Raw genomic sequence first — 22,164 nt, forward strand, 5'->3', positions numbered from 1 at the left:
GGCTCAGGCGCAGGTCAGGAGGTCGCAGGTCGCGTCGACCACCGCCTCCGGGGTGATGTTGAAATGGCGGTAGAGATCCGCCGCCGGGCCGGAGGCGCCGAAGCCCTCCATGCCGATGAAGCGTCCGCGCTCGCCGATCCAGCGATCCCAACCGAGCCGGGCCGCCGCCTCGATGGCGACGCGCGGAGCGGTGCCGAGCACGGCGCGGCGGTATTCGTGGCTTTGCCGTTCGAACAGCTCCCAGCAGGGCATGGAGACGACGGCGGCGTCGACCCCGCGTTCGGCCAGCAGGTCCGCGCCCTTGAAGGCGATCTCGACTTCCGAACCGGTGGCGAGCAGCGTCACGTCGCGCCGGCGCTTCGGCTTGCGGGCGACATAGGCGCCGTAGCCGACGAGGTTCTCCTCGGAATGCTCGGTGCGGAAGGTCGGCAGGTTTTGCCGGGAGAGCGCCAGCACCGAGGGCGTGCCCTCCGCATGCAGCGCGAGCTGCCAGGCTTCCAGCGTCTCCACCGCGTCGGCAGGGCGGAACACATAGAGGTTCGGCGTCGCCCGCAGCATGGCGAGATGCTCGATCGGCTGGTGCGTCGGCCCATCCTCGCCGAGGCCGATGGAATCGTGCGTCAGCACATAGACGACGCGCTGGCCCATCAGCGCCGAGAGCCGCATGCCGCCTCGGGCGTAGTCGGAGAACACCATGAAGGTGCCGCCATAGGGAATGCTGCCGCGATGCAGGGCGAGGCCGTTCATGACCGCCGCCATGGCGTGTTCGCGGATGCCGTAATGGATATAGCGGCCGGCATAGTTGCCCGGCGTCACCGATTCCATGCCCTTGGTGACGGTGAGGTTGGAATGGGTGAGATCGGCCGAGCCACCAATGGTGAGATCGGTGGCGCGGTTGATGACGCCGAGCGCCATCTCGGAGGCCTTGCGCGTCGCCACTTTCGGCGCGGTCTGGGAGAGTTCGCGCTTATAGGCGGCGAGCTTCTCGTCGAAATCGGCCGGCAGGTCGCCTTCCATCGCCGCCTCGAAATCGGCGCGGCGGCCGGAAGCGGAAAGCCGCTTCTCCCAGGCCTCGCGCGCCTCGCGGCCGCGCCGGGCGATGGCGGCGAAGGCCGCGCGCACGCTTTCCGGCACCTCGAAGGGCGGGTAGTTCCAGCCGAGCGCCTCGCGCGCGCCGTCGATCTCGGCGGCACCGAGCGGGGCGCCGTGCACGGCTTCGGTGCCGGCCTTGGTCGGGGCGCCGTAGCCGATGGTGGTGCGGCAGGCGATCAGCACCGGCCGGTCGCTCGTCCGTGCCTCGGCGATGGCGTCGATCAGCGCGTGATGGGCGTGGCCGTCGACCCGCAGCACCTTCCAGCCGGAGGCCGCGAAGCGGGCGAGTTGATCGGTGGAGGTGGAAAGCGCGGTGCTGCCGTCGATCGAGATGCCGTTATCGTCCCAGAGCACGGTGAGCTTGGCGAGCTTGAGGTGGCCCGCAAGGTCGATGGCCTCATGGCTGATGCCTTCCATCAGGCAGCCATCGCCGGCGATGACCCAGGTGCGGTGATCGACCAGATCGTCGCCGAAGCGGGCATTGAGCATGCGCTCGGCCAGCGCCATGCCGACCGCAGTGGTGAGCCCCTGCCCCAACGGGCCGGTGGTGGTCTCGACGCCGAGCGTGTGGCCGTGCTCGGGATGGCCGGCGGTGACGGCGCCGAGCTGGCGGAAGCTCTTCAGCTGTTCCGTGCCCATATCGGCATAGCCGAGCAGATGGTTGAGCGCGTAGAGCAGCATCGAGCCGTGGCCGGCCGAGAGGATGAAGCGGTCGCGGTCCGGCCAGTCGGGGCGGCTGGGGTCCAGCGTCACAAAGCGGGAGAACAGGGCGGTGGTCACGTCCGCCATGCCCATGGGCATGCCGGGATGGCCCGATTTGGCCTTCTCCACCGCGTCCATGGCGAGCGCGCGCAGCGCATTGGCCATGTCGTCATGGGGGATCTCGGCCGGGTCCTGCAGCGGACGCAGGGCTTCAGAATGGCTGGTCAACATGCTGTCCTCCCGGTTCACGCGGCGCGCCGCTTCTTTTCGACGATGTTGAGGATCATCGGCGTGAGGATGAGCTGCATCGCGATGTCGAGCTTGCCGCCGGGGATCACGATGGAATTGGCGCGGCTCATCCAGGAGCCCTGGATCATCGAGAGCAGATAGGGAAAATCGATCCCGCGTGGGCTCTTGAAGCGGATGACAACGATGGATTCGTCGGCGGTGGGGATCCAGCGGGCGATGAATGGGTTCGAGGTATCGACCGTCGGCACGCGCTGGAAGTTGATGTCAGTGTGGGTGAACTGCGGGCAGATGTAGTTCACGTAGTCCGGCATGCGCCGCAGGATGGTGTCGGTCACCGCCTCGGTCGAATAGCCGCGATGCGACCGGTCGCGATGGATCTTCTGAATCCATTCGAGATTGATGACCGGCACGACGCCGATCTTAAGGTCGGCATAGCGGGCGACATCGATGTTGCCGCTCGCCACCGCCCCGTGCAGCCCCTCGTAGAACAGCAGGTCGGTCGGGGTCGGGATCGGTTCCCAAGGCGTGAAGGTGCCGGGCGCGCCGCCATATTCCGCCGCTTCCTTGTCGTCATGCACATAATGCCGGTACTTGCCGGTGCCGGTGTGGGCATAGGAGCGGAAGGTCTCCTCCAACTCCTCGAACAGGTTCGAATCCGGCCCGAAATGGCTGTAGTGATGGTTGCCGCGCGAGGCCTCCTCGGCCATGACGCGCTTCATCTCGGCGCGGTCGTAGCGGTGATAGGCGTCGCCCTCGATATAGGCGGCGGTCACGTCCTCGCGGCGGAAGATCTGCTCGAAGATGCGCCGCACCGAAGTGGTGCCCGCGCCGGAGGAGCCGGTGACGGAGATGATGGGGTGATGGATCGACATGGGTCTCTCTCCGTCAGGCGCGCAGCAGGCCGCGACGGCCGAACAAAGGCGAACGCTCCGGCATCGCGGCGGCGTCGCGGTGATAGCGGGCGATGCGCTCGACCTCGGCGCGCGAGCCAAACACCAGCGGCACGCGCTGGTGCAGATGCTCGGGCACGATGTCGAGGATCGGCAGCACCCCATCGGTGGCGGAGCCCTGCGCCTGTTCCATCAGGAAGGCGACGGGATTAGCCTCATAGACCAGCCGCAGGCGGCCGTGGCCATAGCCCCGCCGGGCGTCGCCGGGGTAGAGATAGACCCCGCCGCGCACCAGGATGCGGTAGACATCGGCCACCATGGAGGCGACCCAGCGCGTGTTGAAATCCTTGCCGCGCGGGCCATCGGCGCCGGCCTGGCAATCCTCGACATAGGAGCGGATGGCAATGTCCCAATGGCGCAGATTGGAGCCGTTGACCGCGTATTCCGTCGTTTCCGGCAGCACCAGCGCCCGCTCTTCGCTGAGCAGAAAGGCGCCGCTGGCGCGGTCGAGGGTGAAGATCTGCGTCCCGTCGCCGACGGTCAGCACCAGCGCGGTCTGCGGCCCGTAGAGCAGAAAGCCGGCGGCGAGCTGCGCCCGGCCCGTCTGCAGCAGCGAATCGCTGCCGATATAGGGCAGGATGGAAAAGATGGTCCCGACCGTGGCGTTGGTGTCGATATTGGACGAGCCGTCCAGCGGATCGACCGCCACCGCGAGCGTGCCGGCGGGATTGAGCGGCACCGCCGTGTCGGCTTCCTCGGAGCCGAACAGGGCGACCGGCGCCTCCGAAAGCGCCTCGCGCACGAGATCGTCGGTAATGACGTCCAGTTCCTTCTGGCTGTCGCCATCGGCGTGATAGCCGCGCACGGTGGCGAGCGCCCCCGCCAGCGGACCGGCGGCGAGAAGCTCGGAAATCTGACGGCCGGCCTCGGCCAGCGCGAGAATGGCGCTGGCAATGTCGCGACGCATGGCGTCGGCCTGCGACCACCCCTCGAGGTGGCCCTGCAATGTCGGGCGTGTCATGGCGTTCCCCAGTTATGTTCTTGTGGGCTTGAGCCCTTTGGCGTGTCGTTTCCGTAGGCCTTCGGGCGGGGACCCGAAGCGGCGGACGCCTTTTGTTGAGATCACACTGCCTGATTTGCTGGCGTAAGGAAATTCGAATAAATTGACCTTCAGGTTCAATTTAGCTGAAGTGTAATGGTTTATGCGTAATGCCACGTTGAAGCAGCTGCGCGCCGTCGCCGCCATCGTCGAAACCGGCAGCGTTACCGGGGCGGCGAAGAAGCTGAACGTCACCCCGCCGGCGGTGACGATGCAGGTGCAACTGCTCGAACAGCATCTCGGCCTGCCGCTGCTCGACCGCGCGGGCGATCGTTTCCAGCCCAGCGCCGCCGGCCGGGAAATCTTGCTCGCCACCGCCCGTATCGAACAGGCGCTGGCCGATTGCGGCGCCGCGCTCGATTCGATGAAGGGGCTGCGCTCGGGGCGGGTGTCGGTGGCGCTGGTCTCGACGGCCAAATATTTCGTGCCGGCGGCGCTCGGCGCCTTCACCCGCGCCCATCCCGGTATCGACGTGGTGATCTCGGTCGGCAACCGCGAAGCGATCATCGCCGGCCTGCGGGCGGATGCGATCGATGTCGCCATTATGGGGCGACCGCCGCTCGACATCGAGGTCGACAAGACGCTGATCGGTGACCATCCGCATGTGCTGATCGCCCCGGCCGATCACCCGCTGCTCGGCCGCCGCATCGCCCCCTCCGCCATCGCCAACGCGACCTTTATGTCGCGCGAACCCGGTTCCGGCACGCGCGGGCTGATGGAGCGGTTCTTCCAGCAATGGGGGCTCGATCCGCGCATCGGCATGGAGATCGATTCCAACGAGACCATCAAGCAGGCGGTGATGGCGGGGCTCGGCCTCGCCTTCATCTCCGCCCACACCATCGCCGCCGAGGTGGCGGATGGGCGGCTCGCCGTGCTCGATGTCGAGGGGCTGCCGGAGGTGCGGCAATGGTTCGTGGTCAAGCGCTCCGCCAAGCGCCTGACCCCGCCGGCGGCGGCGCTCACTGAATTCCTGGCTCGGCGTGGCCCAGAATTTCTGCCCGACACGCTGCACCTTCCCGGCGTCGCCGAAGCCCGCGCCGCGCTGGAGGTGGAGCGGAAGAAGGCGGAGGAGGAAGCGCACGACGATGAGGCGCAGGACGGGGGCTAAGCCCCCTCCCGCCCCCTCAGCGCTCAGGCGCCGTCGGGCGCGGCCTTGGCCAGCCGGCTCTGGCGCCAGCGCAGCAGGCCGGCGAGGCCCGCGAGGCACAGCGTGCCGATGATGAGCAGGAACGCCGCCGCCGCAATCGTCGGGCTCACATTCTCGCGGATGCTGGCGAACATCTGCCGCGCCAGCGTGCGCTGGTTGGGTCCAGCGACGAACAGCGTGATCACCACCTCGTCCAGCGAGGTGGCGAAGGCGAACACCGCCCCCGACACCACGCCCGGCAGGGCGAGCGGCAGGGTGATGCGCCGGAACACCGTCGCCGGATTGGCGCCGAGGCTGCTCGCCGCCCGCTCGATCGAGCCGTCGATGCCGCCGAGCGAGGCGGAGACGCTGACGATGACGAAGGGCACGCACAGCACCGCATGGGCGACGATGACGCCGAGATAGGTGCTGGCGAGGCCGAGGCGCGTGTAGAGGATCTGCATGCCCACGCCCAACACCACCGCCGGCACGACCATGGGCAGCAGGAACATCACCCGCAGCAGATTGGCGAAGGGCAGGCGCGCATTACGCAGGCCGAGCGCGGCCAACGTGCCGATCACCGTCGACAGCGCCGTGGCGCCGCAGCCGATGATGAGGCTGTTAACGATGGCGCGCCGCCAGGTCTCGCTGGTCTGCAATTCCACGAACCAGCGCGAGGAGACGCTTTCCATCGGGTAGTTGAGGAACACGCTCGAATTGAACGCCAGCGGCAGGATGGCGATGATCGGCGCCACCAGGAAGAACACCACGGCAGCGCCGAAGACGATCTGCCCGGCGCGCAGGGCGGGAGGCTGTGCGGCCATGGTCAGGCCCCCACCATGTTGGGCGAGCGCGACAGCCGGCCATAGACGAGATAGAGCGCCGTCGTCGTCACCAGAAGGATCAGGCCGAGCGCGCCGGCCATGCCCCAATTGGCGGTGCCGGTGGCGAAGAAGGCAATGACCGAGGAGATCATCTGGTCTTCAGCCCCGCCGACCAGCGCCGGGGTGATGTAGTAGCCGAGCGCCACCATGAAGACGAGCAGCGCCCCGGAGGCAACGCCAGGCAGCGCCATGGGCAGCAGCACGTGCCAGAACGCCCGCAGCCGGTTCGCCCCCAGCGAGGACGCCGCCGGCATGAGATTGCGCGGAATGCCGAGCAGCACGGAGTAGATCGGCAGCACCATGAAGGGCAGCAGGACGTGCGTCATGGCGATGACCACGCCGGTGCGGTTGAAGATGAGCTGCAAGGGCTGGTCGACAATGCCGATGGCGATGAGTGCCTTGTTGATCAGCCCTTCATTCTGCAGAAGGATCACCCACGAGGCGGTGCGCACGAGCAGCGAGGTCCAGAGCGGCAGCAGCACGGCCAGCAGCATCACATTGCGCACCCACCCCGTGGCGGCGGCGGCGATCATCGCATAGGGCAGGCCGATGAGGGCACACAGCACCGTCACCAGCGCGGCGATGGTGAAGGTGCGCAGCATGATGACGCGGTTGGCCGACGCCTCCGCCGCGATGTTGCCCTCAGTGTCGCGCTTGAGATCGACGGCGGCGAGCAAATTGCGGTCGGTATAGTTCGGCATCGCCCGCTGCAGCGCCTGCCAGTAGCGCCCCTCGCCCCAGCGTGGATCGACCGCCGCGAGGTCCACGGGCTGGCCGGGCGGCGCATCGCGCACGGCGCTGGCGGTGCGGCTCAGCAGCGTGCGGAAGCCCGACACCTCGCTGTTGAGTCGGCGCACCGCGTCGCCGAAGGCCATCTGTTCGCTCGGCGCGCGCAGATCGGCGATAAGCGCCTGCTGCACCTCCGGTGGCGGCAGGCCAGTGCCGTCCCAATCGCCGATCACCTCGGCGGTGGCCGGCATCACCTGCCGCACCGTGCCGTCGGTGACGGAGACGGAGATCATCATCACCAGCGGCCAGACGAAGAACGCCGCCAGGAACAGGAACAGCGGCGCCACGAGAAGCAGCGCGGAGAGGCGGCCGCGTGTGAAGGACCCGCTCATGCGGCGCGCCCCGCCGCCACGTCCGGCGCGATCAGCGTGCATTCGGACGGCTCGAAACAGGCGAACGCCGTGCTGCCCACCGGCCCCACCGGCACGCGCCGCTGCACCTTGCCGACGAGTTCGATTCCCGGACCGGCGAGATGGGTGCGCAGATGGTCGCCCTGATACACATTGTCGGTGACGGTAACCGGGATCACATTGCTCGTCCCCGGCTGGTCCTGCAGATGCAGCCGCTCCGGCCGCACCGAGGCGAGGATCGGCGCGCCGACCTCGACCGGTCCGAGCTGGGTCGCCCGCACCGTCACGCCCTCGGCGATCGTCACCTCGGCAATGCCGTCGGCGACCGACTTCACCACGCCCTCGAACAGGTTGGTCTCGCCGATGAATTCGGCGACGAAGCGGGTGCGCGGGCGGTCGTAAATGCCTTCCGGCGTGTCGAGCTGCTCAATGCGGCCATGGTTGAACACGGCGATGCGGTCCGACATCGTCAGCGCTTCGGACTGGTCATGGGTGACGAAAATCACGGTGAGGCCGAGCGTGCGGTGCAGGTCGCGCAGTTCGAGCTGCATGTGCTCGCGCAATTGCTTGTCGAGCGCGCCGAGCGGCTCGTCCATCAGCACCACGGTCGGCTCGAATACCAGCGCACGGGTCAGCGCGACGCGCTGCTGCTGGCCGCCGGAAAGCTGGGCCGGGCGGCGGTCCTTGAGATGGCCGAGGCGCACCATGTCGAGCGCCCGTGTCACCCGCGCCGCCGCTTCCGCCCTGCCCACGCCGCGCATGGCGAGCGGAAAGGCGACATTCTCCGCCACCGTCATATGCGGGAACAGCGCGTAATTCTGGAACACCACGCCCATATTGCGCTTGTGCGAGGGCAGGCTCTCGATACGGGTGCCGTCGAGCCAGATGGCGCCATGGGTGGGCTGCTCGAAACCGGCCAGCATCATCAAGAGAGTGGTCTTGCCGGAGCCGGACGGCCCGAGCAGGCTGACGAACTCACCCTTCGCGACTTCGAGGTCGAGCTTGTCGACCACCTTCAGCGGGCCGAAGGACTTGGTGACCTGATCGAAATGAATGAAGGGCGCCAACCGCAATCTCCGAGTGATGGCCTTGGCCCTGACGTTACCCGGACGCGCCGCCCGCTCCAAGCGCGGGCCCGTCCCGTCCCCGCCTTTCGGCCCGGGCGGGCATCGTCCCGCCATTGTCGGTCAAGAGCTAGGCGAGAAGTGACCGGGCCGCGCCGGATGAGGGGCGCGGCCCGGAGGTCGCCGTGAGCGGGCCGCGCCGCGGCGCAGCCCGATGACGCGCTGTGCCGATTACTTGGCCAGCCAGGCGTTGAAGCGCTTGGTCAGCTCTTCGACATTGTCGACCCAGAAGGCGCCGTCCAGCGCGATGGCGCCGGTGAGGTTGGCCTGCGTAGTCGGCAGGTCCTTCTGCAGCGCGGCCGGCACCATCGCGGCGGCTTCCTTGTTGGGGAGGCCGTAGGCGATGTAGTCCGGCAGCTTCGACTGGTTGGCCGGCTCGCTGGCGAAGGCGATGAAGTCCATCGCTTCCTTGGCGTTCGGGCTGTCCTTGAGGATGACCCAGCTGTCGATGGCGTAGATGCTGCCCGGCCAGACGCCCTGGAAGTTCTTGCCTTCGGTCTTGTTGATGCCGGCGAGGCGACCATTATAGGCGGTGGACATCACCACCTCGCCCGAGGCGAGCAGGGAGAGCGGCTGGGCGCCGGCTTCCCACCACACGATGTGCGGCTTGAGCTCGTCGAGCTTCTTGAACGCGCGGTCGACGCCTTCCGGCGTACCGAGCACCTTGTAGACCTCTTCCGGCTTCACGCCGTCAGCCATCAGAGCGAATTCGAGCGAGTATTTCGGGCCACGGCGGAAGCCGCGCTTGCCGGGAAACTTCTTCACGTCCCAGAAATCCGCCCACGAGGTCGGCGGGGTCTTCAGCCGGTTGGCGTCATAGCTGAGCATGGTCGACCACACGATGGCGCCGACGCCGCAATCGCTCACCGCGGCGGGGAGGAACTTGTCCTTGCCGCCGAGCTTCGACCAGTCGATCTTCTCGTAGAAGCCATCGGCGCAGCCGAGTTCGAGTTCTTCGGTCTCGACCTGCACCACGTCCCAGTTCGGCACGCCGGCCTTCACCTTGGCGGCGATGACGCCGATGCCGCCGTCCCAGCTCTCGTCGAGCACGGGCTTGCCGATCTTCTTGGAGAAGGGCTCGAAATAGATCTTCTTCTGGGCGTCCTGGTAGTTGCCGCCCCAGGACACGACGGTGAGATCGCGCGCGGAGGCCGTGCCGCCGGCCATCATCAGGCCGAGAGCGAGGCCGGCACCGCCGATCCGCAGAAGAGTGGAAGTGGCCTTCATGGAAGTTCCCCCTGTTGTCGCTGGTGCCGCAGCAAAGCACGCTGCCGGCATGGGTAATAGAATGGCCGGGCCCCTTGGGGGTAATCTGGTTAATATAATAACCAGCCCTGCCTCTTTTGGTGGCGGCGCGGCGCTTAGTATGTGGGCGGATTGATCGCGCTGACAATCTCGCTCGGCTCGTCCGCCACATTGCGGAAGCGGTGCGGCAGCTTGCTGTCGAAGTAATAGGCGTCGCCGACGCGCAGCACCTTGGAATTGCTTTCCACCGTTACCTCTACCGCGCCGCGGATGACCATGCCCGCCTCCTGCGCCGTGTGGGAGAAGGCCTCGCCGGTATCGGCACCGACGGCATAGGTCTCGTGCAGAACCAGAATCTGCCGGTTGGGGTGGTTGATGCCGATCACCCGATAGGAAATCGCCTCACCGCTGCCCACTTCCGGCAGTTCCGAGGCTTCATAGAACGGCGAGTAGGACGACATCTGCTGCAGTTCGGAAAAAAAGCCCACCAGGGTCGTCCCCAGCGCCTCCAATATGGCGGCGAGCGTGTCGATGGAGGGGCTGATGCGGTCGCGCTCGATCAGCGAGATCGAGGAATGCGAGACGCCGGAGCGTAAGGCGAGGCGGCGGATACCGAGATTGCGGCGGCGGCGCAGTTCGCGAATACCAGGTCCGATATGCGGCATGGGGCCCCTCCGGCGCGCAATCCTTCAGCAAGTGGAGAATATAATAGACAGCCCTGCGGTCGCCAATTGCCGGCGGCACCGACGGGCCTCACCATCGCGCCCGTCCTCACAGGAAATCGCCATGTCCGCGCTCAGCTCCACTCTCCGCGACCAGATTCACCCCCTCAAGGCGCCGCGCCCGGATGATGGGCGCGACACCAACGAGATCGCCGCCACCGTCAAGGAGGTGTTGGATGCGGTGCGCACCCGTGGCGACGAGGCGGTGCGGCATTATTCCAAGCTGTTCGACAAGAGCGACGTGACCGCCATCGAGGTGAGCGCGGAAGAGCGCGCAGCCGCGCTGGCCGCACTCGACCCCCAGACTCGCGCCGACACCGAATTCGCCATTGAGCGGGTACGGGCCTTCGCCCAGGCGCAGCTCGCCACCATCCTGCCGCTGGAAGTCGAGGCGCTGCCGGGCCTGCATCTCGGCCACCGCGTCATCCCGATCGAGCGCGTCGGCGCCTATGTGCCCGGCGGGCGCTACCCGCTGCTCTCCGCGCCGATCATGACGCTGGTGCCGGCGAAGGTCGCGGGCTGCGACGAGGTGATCGCCTGCCTGCCGCCGACCGCCCACCCCGCCATGATCGCCGGCTGCCACCTCTCTGGCGCCGACCGCATCTTCCGCGTCGGCGGCGCGCAGGCCATCGCCGCCATGGCCTTCGGTACTGAGACCATTCCCGCCGTCGACAAGGTGGTCGGTCCCGGCAACGCCTATGTGAACGAGGCCAAGCGGCAGGTGTTCGGCCCGGTCGGCATCGACCAACTCGCCGGCCCCAGCGAGATCTTCATCGTCGCCGACGAGACCGGTGACGCCGAGATGATCGCCACCGACCTCCTGGCGCAGGCCGAGCATGACGTGCGCACCCGCGTCGGCCTCATCACCACCAGCCGCGCGCTTGCCGAGGCGACGCTGGTCGAGGTGGAGAAGCAGCTGAAGACGCTCTCCACCGCGCCGGTCGCCGGCAAGGCCTGGGAGGATTTCGGCGAGATCGTCGTCTGCGACAGCGAAGAGGCGATGATCGCCTATTCCGACCACATCGCCGCCGAGCATCTGCAGGTCCACACCGCCGACCCGCATGCCACCGCCGCCAAGCTGCGCAATTACGGCTCGCTGTTCATCGGCACGCTGGCGAGCGTGGTCTATTCCGACAAGTGCTGCGGCACCAACCACACCCTGCCGACTATGGGCGCCGGGCGCTACACGGGCGGGCTGTGGGTCGGCTCCTTCGTCAAGATCTGCACCCATCAGTGGCTGGACGCACGCGGCGTCGCCGCCGTCGCCCCGCCGGCTGTGCGCCAAAGCGCCAGCGAAGGGCTCGAAGGTCACCGCCGCGCCGCCGCCTTCCGCCTTCAGGGCTGAGCGGCGGCAGGTCGAGCGCGCCCCCGTCCCCCGAGCCCCGGTTCGGACAGGGGCGCGTCTCGAACCCTCACCTCCGATGACCAAAAGCCCCATGACCGGAAACGGCCATGGGGCTTTGTCGTGCGACAGTCACGCTGAAACGGGAGCGCCCCAAAAGACCTTCTGGGAAGAGCGGTTATAGCCTGCTGAGATAGAGAAACGCGGCCACTGCCGCGCTCAGTCCCGTTTGCCGCCAGTCAGCCAGGACAGCAGAGGATTGGCGGGTTCGGCCGATTTCGGCATTGCCTCGACAACCACGACCTCCTCGATCTCGCCCTTCTTGAAGGAGACGAGGAAGGCATCGTAATCGGCCAGCGAGATGCAGCCATTGGAGTCGCCGCGCGGCCCGAGAAGATAGGGGTGGAGCAGGAAGCCGTTGCGGCCATACATCTTGCCGTCGCCCACCGGCGTCATCCGCACCGCCTCCGTGCCATGGAACAACGCCTCGCGCATGCGGAGCTTGTAGCGGTTGGGCGGGGTGGGGCCGACCATCTTCACATGCACGTAGCGCGGGTCGTCGAACTTGTCGCCATAGCCGGAATGCGCCTCAAGCTTCTTGCCATTGGGCAGATAGAGCTTCTTGGCGCGGATATCGTAAATGGCGAACTTGTCCTCGCGCGTGGGATAGCGCAGTTCGTCCTTCGGCGCCTCGGTGGCGGCAGGCGCCTCCGGCTCGGGGACCAGGTCTTCCTCCATCGGCGGGGGAAGGGCCGCGACCTCCGTGCCCATGGCAGGCTTGCGCGGCGGGCGCGGGGCCAGGGTCAGCGTGTCCTCGGGCTCGTCGCCGGACATGACGCGACCGGCGAACAGCGGATTGGCCATGGGCAGCGGCACGGTGCTCACTGTCTCCGTCGGCGGCACCACCTCGTCCGGGGCGGCGGCGACGGCGGCCGGGCGCGCGACCATCGGCGCGGGATCGAACAGCCAGTGCGTCGGCGGCTCGAACACGCCGGCGGCGCGGAAATTGCGGATATCGTTGACCGTGTAGGTCGGAGCCGGCGACGGCTCGTCCACCACCACGCTCTCCACTTCCGGGGCAACATGGCTGGTCATCGGCGGAGGATCGACCCGCGCGGCATCGGCCGGGGTCGGAATCGCGGTGTTGGAAATCCACGCGACGGCGACCGCCACGCCAACAAACCCCGCCGAGCCGATAAGGAACGAGCCAACTAGCCGCATAGACATCTCTATACAGATGACGAACGTGCGCGCACGATCCGCAGATCGTCCACGCCCGGCGTCAGCCTTCGGTTGCACACGGCACCGGCGCCCAAGCCCTGGCTCGCCGGTGGCCCCCAAGCCAAATCGTTCCTAGCCAAGTTTAGGTAATATTTCATTAATGACGTGACGACAACCCGGCCAGGGCACCGACGCGGCCGGCGCGACGGTGGCAGGAAGACGCGGGCGGAAGGTGGCGTCCCGCCCGCAAAACAGCGATTTTGCCGATGGTGTCCCTCCCTTTTTAGAATTACTAAAGACAGAATTGGCGGTGGATCATCCCGGCGCCGAACCCGTGGTGTCTTTGTGCACGCCCCCGCTGTCGCCGGCCTTGCATCCCGCCTCGCCCCGCTGCGCAGCCTGCTGCTGCTGCCGGGGCTGCTGTTGGCGCTCGCGGCCGGGGGACTGGCCTTCGCCGGCGGGCAGACCATTTTGGCACAGCGGCTGTGGGCCGGGGCGACGGCGCTGGTGCTGGCGCTGCTGGTCTTCCACATCCTCTCCAGCCTGAAGCGGGGCGAGTTCGGGCTCGATCTCATCGCGGCGCTTGCCATGGGCACCGCCCTGCTGTTCGGCGAGAATCTCGCCGGCGGCATCGTCGCGCTCATGTTCACCGGCGGCGAGGCGCTGGAAGCCTATGCCCAGCGCCGGGCGGCGCGGGAAATGAGCGCGCTGCTCTCCCGCCTGCCGCGCAGTGCCGCGCGCTATGAGAACGGACGGCTCACCGAGGTGCCGCTGGAGGCGCTGCGGCCCGGCGACCGGCTGCTTGTGCGGCGGGGCGAGGTCGTGCCGGTCGACGGCACGGTGGAAAGCCCCCAGGCGAGTCTCGACCAGTCCGCGCTCACCGGCGAGCCGCTGCCGGTGCGCCATGCGCGCGGGGCGCCGGTCATGAGCGGTTCGACCAATGCCGGGGACGCCTTCGACCTCCTCGCCCGCCAGGCGGCGGCGGACAGCACCTATGCCGGCATCGTCCGGCTGGTGGAAACGGCACAGCGCTCCCGGGCGCCGATGGTACGGCTCGCCGACCGCTATGCGCTGGGCTTCCTGGCGCTGACACTGGCCATCGCCGGCGCCGCCTGGGTCTTCAGCGGCGATCCCGTGCGCCTGCTGGCGGTGCTGGTCATCGCCACCCCCTGCCCGCTCATCCTCGCCGTGCCGGTGGCGATCATTTCGGGCATCTCGCGTTGCGCCGGGCGCGGCGTTCTGGTGAAGGAAGGCGGGGCGCTGGAGCGGCTGGCGGCGCTGCGCACCGTGCTGATCGACAAGACCGGCACGCTCACCGGCGGGCGCCCCCGCCTCGTGGCCGTCGCCGCACGAGACGGGCTGGCGCCGGACGAGGTGCTGCGGCTTGCCGCCGCGCTCGACCAGGCTTCCGCCCATGTGGTGGCGAGCGCGCTGGTGGAGGCGGCGGGCGAGCGCGGCCTCGCCCTTCCCTCGCCGCAGCAGGTCACCGAAGAACCGGGCGCGGGTGTCACAGGAATCGTCGACGGTCACGTGGTCGCGGTGGGTGGCTGGGATTTCGTCACCGCGCAATTGACCGCCGCCATCGTCCCTGACATCGCCGCCGCGCGGGCGGAATGGACGGCGCGGCCGGGCACGGTCGTGGTCGCGGTGGCGGTGGATGGCGCGCTCGCCGGCGCGCTGCTGCTGGCCGATGCGGTGCGGGAAGAGGCGCAGGCCGTGCTCGGCGGGCTGCGCGAACTGGGCGTCACCCGCCTCATCCTCGCCACCGGCGACGAGCCGGCGCGCGCCGAGGCCATCGCTGCCGGGCTCGGCTTCGATGCGGTGCTGAGCAATATGACGCCACAGGACAAGGCCGCCGCCGTCGCCGCCGAACATGCCAATGGCCCGGTGATGATGATCGGCGACGGGGTCAACGACGCCCCGGCGCTCGCCGCCGCGGATATCGGCGTGGCCATGGGCGTTGGTGCCTCGGCGGGTGGCGCCTCCTCGGAAGCCGCCGGCATCGTTATCCTGGTGGACCGGCTGGACCGGCTGATCGACGCCATGCGCATCGCCCGCCGCTCCCGCGCCATCGCGCTGCAGAGCGTCGTCGCCGGCATCGGCCTCTCGACGCTCGGCATGGTCGCCGCCGCCTTCGGCCTGCTGGCGCCCGTCGAAGGCGCGCTGCTGCAAGAGGCGATCGACGTGGCGGTGATCCTCAACGCGCTGCGGGCGCTGCGCTGAGCCGCCTGACAAACCGATTCAAGTCAGCGGCGCGATGAGCGTCCACCAGCCCCAGGCGGTGAGCAGCGAAAGCGGCACGCCGAGGCCGATCAGCAGCGCCACGAGGTCCGGCTCCAGGTCATGGTCCATGGCGATGATGCTGGCGCCGAGCATGGGCGGCATCGCCATTTCCAGCATCGCCACCTTGGCGACGGGATCGCCCGCCTGGCCGAGCGCGAGATAGAAGCCGACGAGCAGCGCCGGCGCCACGAGAAGCCGATGGCACAGGCCGAGCGCCACCGGCCCGGTGCGGCCGGCCAGCCGGTCGAGCCGCAGCGCGAAACCCACCGCCGCCAGCGCGATGGGGGTAAGCGTATTGGCGAGGATCTCGATGAGCTGCGCCAGCCATTCCGGCCGGGCGAGATGGTTGGTCGCAAAGGCGATGAGCACGGCATAGAAGGGCGGAAAGGTGGCGATGCGGCGCGCCACAACCGCGAGGTCGAGCCGACCGGAGATCGCCACCGTAGCGACCGCGAGACCCAGCGTCGACACGGCGAGATAGGTGCCGAACAGATCGATGACGATGCCGAGCCCCAGCCATTGGCTGCCGGCAAAGGCGGCGATCATGGGCAGGCCGACAAAGGAGGTGTTACCCCAGCCGGCCACGAGCAGGATGGCGCCTGTGCGCTGGCGTGACCAGCCGAGCCAGCGGCAGATCGGCACCAGCAGGGCGATGGAGGCAAGCACGCCAAGCCAGGGCGTTGCCGCTGCCAGCCACCAGTCCGGGTGCAGCGTCACGCCCTGCACGCTGTTCAGCGCCGCCGCCGGCAGGGCGACATTAATCACCCAGCCGCCCAGCACCTTGGTTGCGCTCTCCGGCAGCCGGCCGGACAGGCGCAGCAGCACGCCGATGGCGAGGCATAGAACGATCAGCAGTATTTCCGACATTCCTGGCACCTTCCCCGGCCCGCCGCTCCCGGCGGTAGCGTAGTCAGGAGTGCCGGAAATCGGGCGGGCCGTCACGCGGCCGCTTTGCGAGATCGCCGCCTCCGCCCCGCGTCGCTCACTGGTGTTGCCGAACGGCATCACTATATGAGCCCTGGCCGGGCCCTACCTGAAAGGGAAAAAGGGACCGCCCCAGGAGAACCCCATGAAGAAAACTGACCCCCGCCTGTGGATGTGGTCAGACGCGGTCGAGATGCTCAACCGCGCCGACCGCCTGCACCGGCAGATGTTCCAGCCGGTCGCCCGCGCCGAGGCGCCGGCGCGCCATCGCGCGCCGTGCTGGGAGCCGCCGGTCGACATGCTGGAAACCGACCACGAGCTCTTGGTGCTTGCCGCCCTTCCCGGCGTCGACCCCGACCGCATGACGGTCTCGATCCAGAACGGCGTGCTCACCATTGCCGGTGCGCGCATCCTGCCGCCGGAGCTGCACAATGCCACCATTCACCGCATGGAACTGCCTCAGGGCCGGTTCGAGCGCCAGCTCGCTCTGCCGCCCGGCCGCTACGAGGTGAACCATCCGCGCGTCGTCAATGGCTGCCTCGCCATTGTGCTGCGCAAGGTTTGAGGAGGGGGAGACACAGCATGACACACCCCGATTTTGACAGGCTTTCCCCGCTCCGCATGGCCGACGCCGGCAACGGCAGCGGCAACACCCCCAACGCCAATGTGCCGGAGGATCAGCTGATCCTGCTGCCGGTGCGCAATCTCGTGCTGTTCCCCGGCGTGGTGATGCCGGTGGCAGTGGCGCGCCCGGCCTCCATCGCCGCCGCCCAGCAGGCGGTGCGCGAGGGGCGGCCGGTCGGCATCCTCATGCAGCGCGACGCCAGCGTCGACGAGCCCGGCCCGACCGATCTGCACCGCATGGGCGTCATCGCCAATATCCTGCGCTATGTCACCGCGCCGGACGGCACGCATCACCTCGTCTGCCAGGGCGAGCAGCGCTTCCGGGTCGATACGTTCGTGCGCGAAAAGCCCTTCCTCACCGCCCGCGTGACGCGGATCGAGGAAAGCGAGGAACGCTCCTCCGAGATCGAAGCGCGCTTCGTGCATCTGCAGGGCCAGGCCAATGAGGTGATGGAGCTGCTGCCGCAGGCCCCGGCCGAGCTGGTGGCCGCCGTGCGCGGCGCCAATTCGCCGACCGGCCTCGCCGATCTCATCGCCGCCTATGCCGACATCTCGCCGGACGAGAAGCAGGAGCTTCTTGAGACGGTCGACATCGCCGCGCGCATGACCAAGATCTCGCGCCTGCTCGCTCACCGCATCGAGGTGCTGCGGCTGTCGCAGGAAATCGGCAAGCAGACCAAGGCCTCGCTGGACGAACGCCAGCGCGAGGTGCTGCTGCGCGAGCAGATGGCGGCGATCCAGAAACAGTTGGGCGAGGATGGCGGCAACAGCCAGGAAATCGCCGATCTGGAAAAGGCGATCGCGGATGCCGGCATGCCGGAGGATGTGGAGCAGATGGCCCGCAAGGAGCTGGGCCGGCTGCGCCGCATGCAGGACGCCAGCGCCGAATATGGCATGATCCGCACCTATCTCGACTGGCTGATCGCCCTGCCCTGGACGCTGCCGGAGGCGGCGCCGATCGATATAGCCGAGGCGCGCAAGGTGCTGGACGAGGACCATTTCGGCCTCGACAAGATCAAGCGCCGCATCGTCGAATATCTCGCCGTGCGCAAGCTGGCGCCGAACGGCAAGGCGCCGATCCTGTGCTTTGCCGGCCCTCCCGGTGTCGGCAAGACCTCGCTCGGCCAGTCCATCGCCCGCGCCATGGGCCGCAAATTCGTCCGCGTGTCGCTCGGCGGCGTGCATGACGAGGCGGAAATCCGCGGCCACCGGCGGACCTATGTCGGCGCGCTGCCGGGCAACATCATCCAGGGCATCCGCAAGGCGGGCACCCGCGACTGCGTGATGATGCTGGACGAGATCGACAAGATGGGTTCCGGCATCCAAGGCGACCCGTCGGCGGCGATGCTGGAAGTGCTCGACCCCGAGCAAAACGGCACCTTCCGCGACAATTATCTCGGCGTGCCGTTCGACCTGTCGCGCGTGGTGTTCATCGCCACTGCGAACATGCTCGACACCATCCCCGGCCCGCTGCGCGACCGCATGGAGATCATCCAGCTCACCGGCTACACCGACCAGGAGAAGCTGCAGATCGCCCGCCGCTATCTCGTGCGCCGGCAGCTGGAGGCCAACGGCGTCACACCGGAGCAGGTGGAGGTGGAGGACGAGGCTCTCAAGGCCATGATCCGCGCCTACACCCGCGAGGCCGGCGTGCGCAATCTGGAGCGCGAGATCGGGCGCGCCATCCGCCATGTCGCCGTCGACATTGCGGAAGGCACCGCGGCTAAGGCGAAGATCACCGTCGGCACGCTGCCCGATCTGCTCGGCCCGCCGGTCTTCGAGGATGAGGTGGCGCTGCGCGTCTCGGTGCCAGGCGTGGCCACGGGTCTCGCCTGGACCCCGGTGGGCGGCGACATCCTGTTCATCGAGGCGACGCGCATTCCCGGGCGCGGCGGGCTGATCCTCACCGGCCAGCTCGGTGACGTGATGAAGGAAAGCGCGCAGGCGGCGTGGAGCCTGGTCAAGAGCCGTGCCGTCGAACTCGGCATCGACCCTGGTGTGTTTGCCACCAGCGACGTGCATGTGCACGTGCCGGCCGGTGCCACGCCGAAGGATGGGCCGAGCGCGGGCGTCGCCATGTTCACCGCCCTCGTCTCGCTGCTCACCGGCCGCACGGTGCGCAAGGACACGGCGATGACTGGCGAAATCTCCCTGCGCGGGCTGGTGCTGCCGGTCGGCGGCATCAAGGAAAAGGTGGTGGCGGCGGCGCGGGCGGGCCTCACCCGCGTGATGCTGCCGGCCCGCAACCGGCGCGACTATGAGGATATTCCTCAGGACGCGCGCGACCGGCTTGAGTTCGTCTGGCTGGAGCGGGTGGACGAGGCCATCGCCGCCGCGCTGGAGCCTGCACCGGTGGGCGACGCGCCCGCCCTCAAGGCCGCGAGCTGAGGCGGTAGCGATACGATGTGGGCCGCCCCGGTACGCCGGGGCGGCCCCCGGCCTCTGCGGGACGGAGATGACGCTGCGGAGGAAACCGGCTAGAGACGCCCTGCCTTAACCGATCAATGGGTGCCATGGAGAGTTTCTGGTCGACCTACTGGCCGCATGTCGTGCTGGTCACGAGCGGCACGGTGGGCGTGGTCGCGGCCATCCATGCGGCCATGACCAAGGACGATGTGCGCGCCGCCATCGGCTGGGTCGGCGTCATCCTGCTCTCGCCACTGATCGGCGCCTTCCTCTATCTCGTCGCCGGCATCAACCGCATCCGCCAGAGCGCGGCCGGGCGCCGGCGGGCGAGCCAGGAACGGCAGCACCGCCGGCATGAGCGCCCACCCGCCGCCATCGCCCTCTCTCCCAGCCTCTCGGCGATGAAGCGGCTCGGCGACCGCGTCTCCAGCTTCGCGCTGACGACGGGCAATGCGGTAACGCTGCTGGACAGTGGCGACGACGCCTATCCCGCCATGCTCGCCGCCATACGTGGCGCGCAGCGCCATGTCGCGCTCTCGACCTACATTTTCGACAATGATCCCGTTGGCGTCGAATTCGCCGACGCGCTGATCGCGGCGCATCGGCGCGGTGTGGCGGTGCGGGTGCTGATCGACGCCATCGGCGCGCGCTATTCCCGCCCCTCCATCGTCGGGCGACTGAAGGCGGGCGGGGTGGTCACCGACCTGTTCATGGGCAATCTGATCGGCCTGCGCCTGCCCTACGCCAATCTGCGCAGCCACCGGAAGATGCTGATCGTCGACGGCACGCTGGGCTTCACCGGCGGCATGAACATCCGCGCCCAGTTCACCACCGCCCATGCGGGCGACGACCCCGCCCGAGACACACATTTCCGCATTGAGGGGCCGGCGGTGGAGCAGCTGCTCACCGTTTTCACGCAGGACTGGGCCTTTTCCGCCGAGGAACATCTCGACGGGCCGGCTTGGGCGGAGGGTGATCATTCCGAGCCGCGCGGCCCGGTGGCGGTGCGGGTGGTGCCCTCCGGCCCCGACCGCAACCTCGCCTGCGCCCACAGCATGATCATGGGCGCCCTCACCATGGCGCAGAGCCGGGTGAGCCTGTGCTCCCCCTATTTCCTGCCGGACCAGCAGCTCATCGGCGCCTTTGCGGTGGCCGGGCGGCGCGGGGTCGAGGTAGACGTCGTCATCCCCTCGGCGAACAATCTCAAGCTGGTGGACTATGCGATGACGGCGCAGCTCGACCAGGTGCTCACCGGCGAATGCCGGGTGTGGCGGGCGGGCGGCATGTTCGACCATTCCAAGCTGATGGCTGTGGACGGGTGCTGGGCCTATGTCGGCTCGTCCAATCTCGACCCCCGCAGCCTGCGGCTGAATTTCGAGCTGGACCTCGAACTCTATGATCCCACCATCGCCGGGGAGATCGAGGCGCGGATCGGCGCCATGGCGACCGCCGGCAGCCGCGAGACGCTGGACACCCTCGCCGCCCGGCCGTTCCTGAAGAAGCTGCGCAACCGCGCCATCTGGCTCGCCTCGCCCTATCTGTGAGCGGCCCGGTTCTGCGCGTTCCACGCGCTGCGCGGGCGCGGAACGCTGCGCGCCAAAACAAAAGCCAGCCCCGGCGACGGGACTGGCTTGAAGGAGGCGGACAGCCCGCCCCGGGATGTGCGTTTCAGCCGAGGCTGGCGGCGGGAGTAACCCGCCGCCGTGATCCTCACGCAGCGGCAACGGCGGCGGTGTCGACTTCCGAGATCGTCTTCAGGACCTGGGAAGCGATCTGGTAGGGGTCGCCCTGCGAGTTCGGGCGGCGGTCTTCCAGATAGCCCTTATAGTCGTTGCGGACGAAGGAGTGCGGCACGCGGATGGAAGCGCCGCGATCGGCCACGCCATAGGAGAACTTGTTCCACGGCGCGGTCTCATGCTTGCCGGTGAGGCGCATGTGGTTGTCCGGCCCATAGACGTTGATGTGGTCGTGCAAGTTCTTCTCGAACGCCGCCATCAGCGCCTCGAAATAGGCCTTGCCGCCCACTTCGCGCATGAACTTGGTGGAGAAGTTGCAGTGCATGCCCGAGCCGTTCCAGTCGGTATCGCCGAGCGGCTTGCAGTGGAACTCGATGTCCACGCCGTACTTCTCGGTCAGACGGAGAAGCAGGTAGCGGGCCATCCACACTTCGTCGGCGGCCTTCTTGGAGCCCTTGCCGAAGATCTGGAATTCCCACTGGCCCTTCGCGACTTCCGCGTTGATGCCTTCATGGTTGATGCCGGCCTCGAGGCAGAGCTCAAGATGCTCTTCCACGATCTCGCGGGCGATGTCGCCGACATTCTTGAAGCCGACGCCGGTGTAGTACGGGCCCTGCGGCGCGGGATAGCCATGCTCGGGGAAGCCGAGCGGACGGCCGTCCTTGTAGAAGAAGTATTCCTGCTCGAAGCCGAACCAGGCGCCCTCGTCGTCCAGAATGGTGGCGCGGGCGTTGGACGGGTGCGGGGTCACGCCATCGGGCATCATCACTTCGCACATGACCAGAACGCCGTTCTTGCGGGCCGGGTCGGGATAGAGGGCGACCGGCTTCAGCACGCAGTCGGAGCTGCGGCCTTCGGCCTGCTCCGTGGACGAACCGTCGAAGCCCCACAGGGGCAGTTCCTCGAGCGCGGGGAAGTGGTCGAATTCCTTGATCTGCGTCTTGCCACGCAGGTTCGGTGTCGGCTTGTAACCGTCGAGCCAGATATACTCGAGCTTGTACTTCGTCATCGCGTGTCTCTCATCACTTTAGACCGGGCGGCGAACTGCCCTGGTCGTTGTGCCGGCCGTGCGACCGCCAACGGCTAGCCTCACACAAGCATATGCTGTGCCAACTGGCCCGCAGCGGGCGCTCGGGCCCGTCCAGTGCAGGAGGCGATGCGGGCGGAACGAAGCCGGCTGAAGACGTGAAACAGCGTGATTCGCGTTGATCCTGCGGCACTTGCGGCCGCGGATCGGCCGGCGCCGGGATGCCGCAGTGCAACCGCGGCTGCAACCTTCCGGGGGTCGGCGCCGTTACAGCGGCAGGGCTTGCGGGCGCGTGCGGCGGTGCACATATTCTAAGCTCATTGTGATTG

Annotated in this window: 17 protein-coding genes; 6 read left to right on the forward strand and 11 right to left on the reverse strand. The window is 68.0% G+C overall.

The features are described from left to right. Window positions 1-3 precede the first annotated feature (3 nt). From tkt to ACO07Z_RS06965, 3 genes are read right to left on the reverse strand one after another with little or no spacing between them, the layout of a single operon-like run. Window positions 4-2,025, reverse strand: a complete 2,022-nt coding sequence (tkt, locus tag ACO07Z_RS06955; protein ID WP_421698038.1) for a transketolase — start codon at window positions 2,023-2,025, stop codon at window positions 4-6. A gap of 14 nt (window positions 2,026-2,039) precedes the next feature. Beyond that, window positions 2,040-2,915: a phosphoribulokinase gene (locus tag ACO07Z_RS06960; protein WP_421698039.1), complete on the reverse strand. Its 876-nt coding sequence runs from the start codon at window positions 2,913-2,915 to the stop codon at window positions 2,040-2,042. 13 nt (window positions 2,916-2,928) lie between these two features. Then, on the reverse strand, window positions 2,929-3,954 hold the full coding sequence (locus ACO07Z_RS06965; RefSeq protein WP_421698040.1) for a class 1 fructose-bisphosphatase: 1,026 nt from the start codon (window positions 3,952-3,954) through the stop codon (window positions 2,929-2,931). A gap of 181 nt (window positions 3,955-4,135) precedes the next feature. On the opposite strand from ACO07Z_RS06965, the gene ACO07Z_RS06970 reads away from it, so the two are divergent. Next, window positions 4,136-5,140: a LysR family transcriptional regulator gene (locus tag ACO07Z_RS06970; protein ID WP_421698041.1), complete on the forward strand. Its 1,005-nt coding sequence runs from the start codon at window positions 4,136-4,138 to the stop codon at window positions 5,138-5,140. 23 nt (window positions 5,141-5,163) lie between these two features. Here ACO07Z_RS06970 and ACO07Z_RS06975 read toward each other — a convergent pair whose 3' ends face one another. From ACO07Z_RS06975 to ACO07Z_RS06995, 5 genes are all read right to left on the reverse strand, one after another. Beyond that, on the reverse strand, window positions 5,164-5,982 hold the full coding sequence (locus tag ACO07Z_RS06975) for an ABC transporter permease (protein ID WP_421698042.1): 819 nt from the start codon (window positions 5,980-5,982) through the stop codon (window positions 5,164-5,166). Between the two features lie 2 nt (window positions 5,983-5,984). Then, window positions 5,985-7,163 (reverse strand): ABC transporter permease, encoded by a 1,179-nt coding sequence (locus ACO07Z_RS06980; protein WP_421698043.1) that lies wholly within the window; start codon window positions 7,161-7,163, stop codon window positions 5,985-5,987. After that, window positions 7,160-8,248, reverse strand: a complete 1,089-nt coding sequence (locus ACO07Z_RS06985) for an ABC transporter ATP-binding protein (RefSeq protein ID WP_421698044.1) — start codon at window positions 8,246-8,248, stop codon at window positions 7,160-7,162. Before ACO07Z_RS06985 ends, ACO07Z_RS06980 begins: the two co-directional genes overlap by 4 nt. Window positions 8,249-8,476: 228 nt before the next feature. Continuing rightward, window positions 8,477-9,475, reverse strand: coding sequence for an ABC transporter substrate-binding protein (locus tag ACO07Z_RS06990; RefSeq protein ID WP_307019635.1), 999 nt, complete (start codon window positions 9,473-9,475; stop codon window positions 8,477-8,479). Window positions 9,476-9,666: 191 nt separating this feature from the next. Beyond that, the gene (locus ACO07Z_RS06995) at window positions 9,667-10,215 is read right to left on the reverse strand and encodes a cupin domain-containing protein (protein ID WP_421698045.1); all 549 of its coding nucleotides are present in this window, start codon (window positions 10,213-10,215) and stop codon (window positions 9,667-9,669) included. A gap of 121 nt (window positions 10,216-10,336) precedes the next feature. Between ACO07Z_RS06995 and hisD the strand changes: the two genes are divergently transcribed. After that, window positions 10,337-11,617 (forward strand): histidinol dehydrogenase, encoded by a 1,281-nt coding sequence (hisD, locus tag ACO07Z_RS07000; protein WP_421698046.1) that lies wholly within the window; start codon window positions 10,337-10,339, stop codon window positions 11,615-11,617. A gap of 216 nt (window positions 11,618-11,833) precedes the next feature. On the opposite strand, the gene ACO07Z_RS07005 is transcribed toward hisD, so the two are convergent. Next, window positions 11,834-12,835 (reverse strand): tlde1 domain-containing protein, encoded by a 1,002-nt coding sequence (locus ACO07Z_RS07005; RefSeq protein ID WP_421698047.1) that lies wholly within the window; start codon window positions 12,833-12,835, stop codon window positions 11,834-11,836. Window positions 12,836-13,243: 408 nt separating this feature from the next. On the opposite strand from ACO07Z_RS07005, the gene ACO07Z_RS07010 reads away from it, so the two are divergent. Beyond that, the gene (locus ACO07Z_RS07010) at window positions 13,244-15,058 is read left to right on the forward strand and encodes a heavy metal translocating P-type ATPase (RefSeq protein ID WP_421700772.1); all 1,815 of its coding nucleotides are present in this window, start codon (window positions 13,244-13,246) and stop codon (window positions 15,056-15,058) included. Window positions 15,059-15,076: 18 nt separating this feature from the next. Here ACO07Z_RS07010 and ACO07Z_RS07015 read toward each other — a convergent pair whose 3' ends face one another. Then, window positions 15,077-15,985 carry an AEC family transporter gene (locus ACO07Z_RS07015; RefSeq protein WP_421698048.1) on the reverse strand — a complete coding sequence of 303 codons (909 nt, stop codon included), beginning with the start codon at window positions 15,983-15,985 and terminating at the stop codon, window positions 15,077-15,079. A 202-nt stretch (window positions 15,986-16,187) separates the two neighbouring features. On the opposite strand from ACO07Z_RS07015, the gene ACO07Z_RS07020 reads away from it, so the two are divergent. The 3 genes from ACO07Z_RS07020 to ACO07Z_RS07030 all read left to right on the forward strand — a co-directional run bounded on the left by ACO07Z_RS07020 (window position 16,188) and on the right by ACO07Z_RS07030 (window position 20,616). Further along, window positions 16,188-16,607 carry an Hsp20/alpha crystallin family protein gene (locus ACO07Z_RS07020; protein ID WP_244378286.1) on the forward strand — a complete coding sequence of 140 codons (420 nt, stop codon included), beginning with the start codon at window positions 16,188-16,190 and terminating at the stop codon, window positions 16,605-16,607. A gap of 17 nt (window positions 16,608-16,624) precedes the next feature. Then, complete coding sequence (gene lon, locus ACO07Z_RS07025) at window positions 16,625-19,054, forward strand: endopeptidase La (protein WP_421698049.1); 2,430 nt, start codon at window positions 16,625-16,627, stop codon at window positions 19,052-19,054. A 125-nt stretch (window positions 19,055-19,179) separates the two neighbouring features. Next, window positions 19,180-20,616 (forward strand): phospholipase D-like domain-containing protein, encoded by a 1,437-nt coding sequence (locus tag ACO07Z_RS07030; protein ID WP_421698050.1) that lies wholly within the window; start codon window positions 19,180-19,182, stop codon window positions 20,614-20,616. 166 nt (window positions 20,617-20,782) lie between these two features. Here the strand turns inward: ACO07Z_RS07030 and ACO07Z_RS07035 are convergent, their stop codons facing one another. Next, window positions 20,783-21,817, reverse strand: a complete 1,035-nt coding sequence (locus tag ACO07Z_RS07035) for a glutamine synthetase beta-grasp domain-containing protein (RefSeq protein ID WP_421698051.1) — start codon at window positions 21,815-21,817, stop codon at window positions 20,783-20,785. Between the last annotated feature and the right edge of the window lie 347 nt (window positions 21,818-22,164).

Source organism: Ancylobacter sp. (assembly GCF_965229075.1).
In the GTDB taxonomy this organism is placed as follows: domain Bacteria; phylum Pseudomonadota; class Alphaproteobacteria; order Rhizobiales; family Xanthobacteraceae; genus Ancylobacter.

What these genes read in the sequence shown, in the direction of transcription:
- ACO07Z_RS06965 (WP_421698040.1), bottom strand. Translation starts at nt 3,954, where the DNA reads ATGACACGCCCGACATTGCAGGGCCACCTCGAGGGGTGGTCGCAGGCC.
- ACO07Z_RS07015 (WP_421698048.1), bottom strand. Translation starts at nt 15,985, where the DNA reads ATGTCGGAAATACTGCTGATCGTTCTATGCCTCGCCATCGGCGTGCTG.
- ACO07Z_RS06990 (WP_307019635.1), bottom strand. Translation starts at nt 9,475, where the DNA reads ATGATGGCCGGCGGCACGGCCTCCGCGCGCGATCTCACCGTCGTGTCC.
- ACO07Z_RS06980 (WP_421698043.1), bottom strand. Translation starts at nt 7,163, where the DNA reads ATGAGCGGGTCCTTCACACGCGGCCGCCTCTCCGCGCTGCTTCTCGTG.
- ACO07Z_RS06995 (WP_421698045.1), bottom strand. Translation starts at nt 10,215, where the DNA reads ATGCCGCATATCGGACCTGGTATTCGCGAACTGCGCCGCCGCCGCAAT.
- lon (WP_421698049.1), top strand. Translation starts at nt 16,625, where the DNA reads ATGACACACCCCGATTTTGACAGGCTTTCCCCGCTCCGCATGGCCGAC.
- ACO07Z_RS06970 (WP_421698041.1), top strand. Translation starts at nt 4,136, where the DNA reads ATGCGTAATGCCACGTTGAAGCAGCTGCGCGCCGTCGCCGCCATCGTC.
- ACO07Z_RS06960 (WP_421698039.1), bottom strand. Translation starts at nt 2,915, where the DNA reads ATGTCGATCCATCACCCCATCATCTCCGTCACCGGCTCCTCCGGCGCG.
- tkt (WP_421698038.1), bottom strand. Translation starts at nt 2,025, where the DNA reads ATGTTGACCAGCCATTCTGAAGCCCTGCGTCCGCTGCAGGACCCGGCC.
- ACO07Z_RS07035 (WP_421698051.1), bottom strand. Translation starts at nt 21,817, where the DNA reads ATGACGAAGTACAAGCTCGAGTATATCTGGCTCGACGGTTACAAGCCG.
- ACO07Z_RS06975 (WP_421698042.1), bottom strand. Translation starts at nt 5,982, where the DNA reads ATGGCCGCACAGCCTCCCGCCCTGCGCGCCGGGCAGATCGTCTTCGGC.
- hisD (WP_421698046.1), top strand. Translation starts at nt 10,337, where the DNA reads ATGTCCGCGCTCAGCTCCACTCTCCGCGACCAGATTCACCCCCTCAAG.
- ACO07Z_RS07020 (WP_244378286.1), top strand. Translation starts at nt 16,188, where the DNA reads ATGAAGAAAACTGACCCCCGCCTGTGGATGTGGTCAGACGCGGTCGAG.
- ACO07Z_RS07005 (WP_421698047.1), bottom strand. Translation starts at nt 12,835, where the DNA reads ATGCGGCTAGTTGGCTCGTTCCTTATCGGCTCGGCGGGGTTTGTTGGC.
- ACO07Z_RS07030 (WP_421698050.1), top strand. Translation starts at nt 19,180, where the DNA reads ATGGAGAGTTTCTGGTCGACCTACTGGCCGCATGTCGTGCTGGTCACG.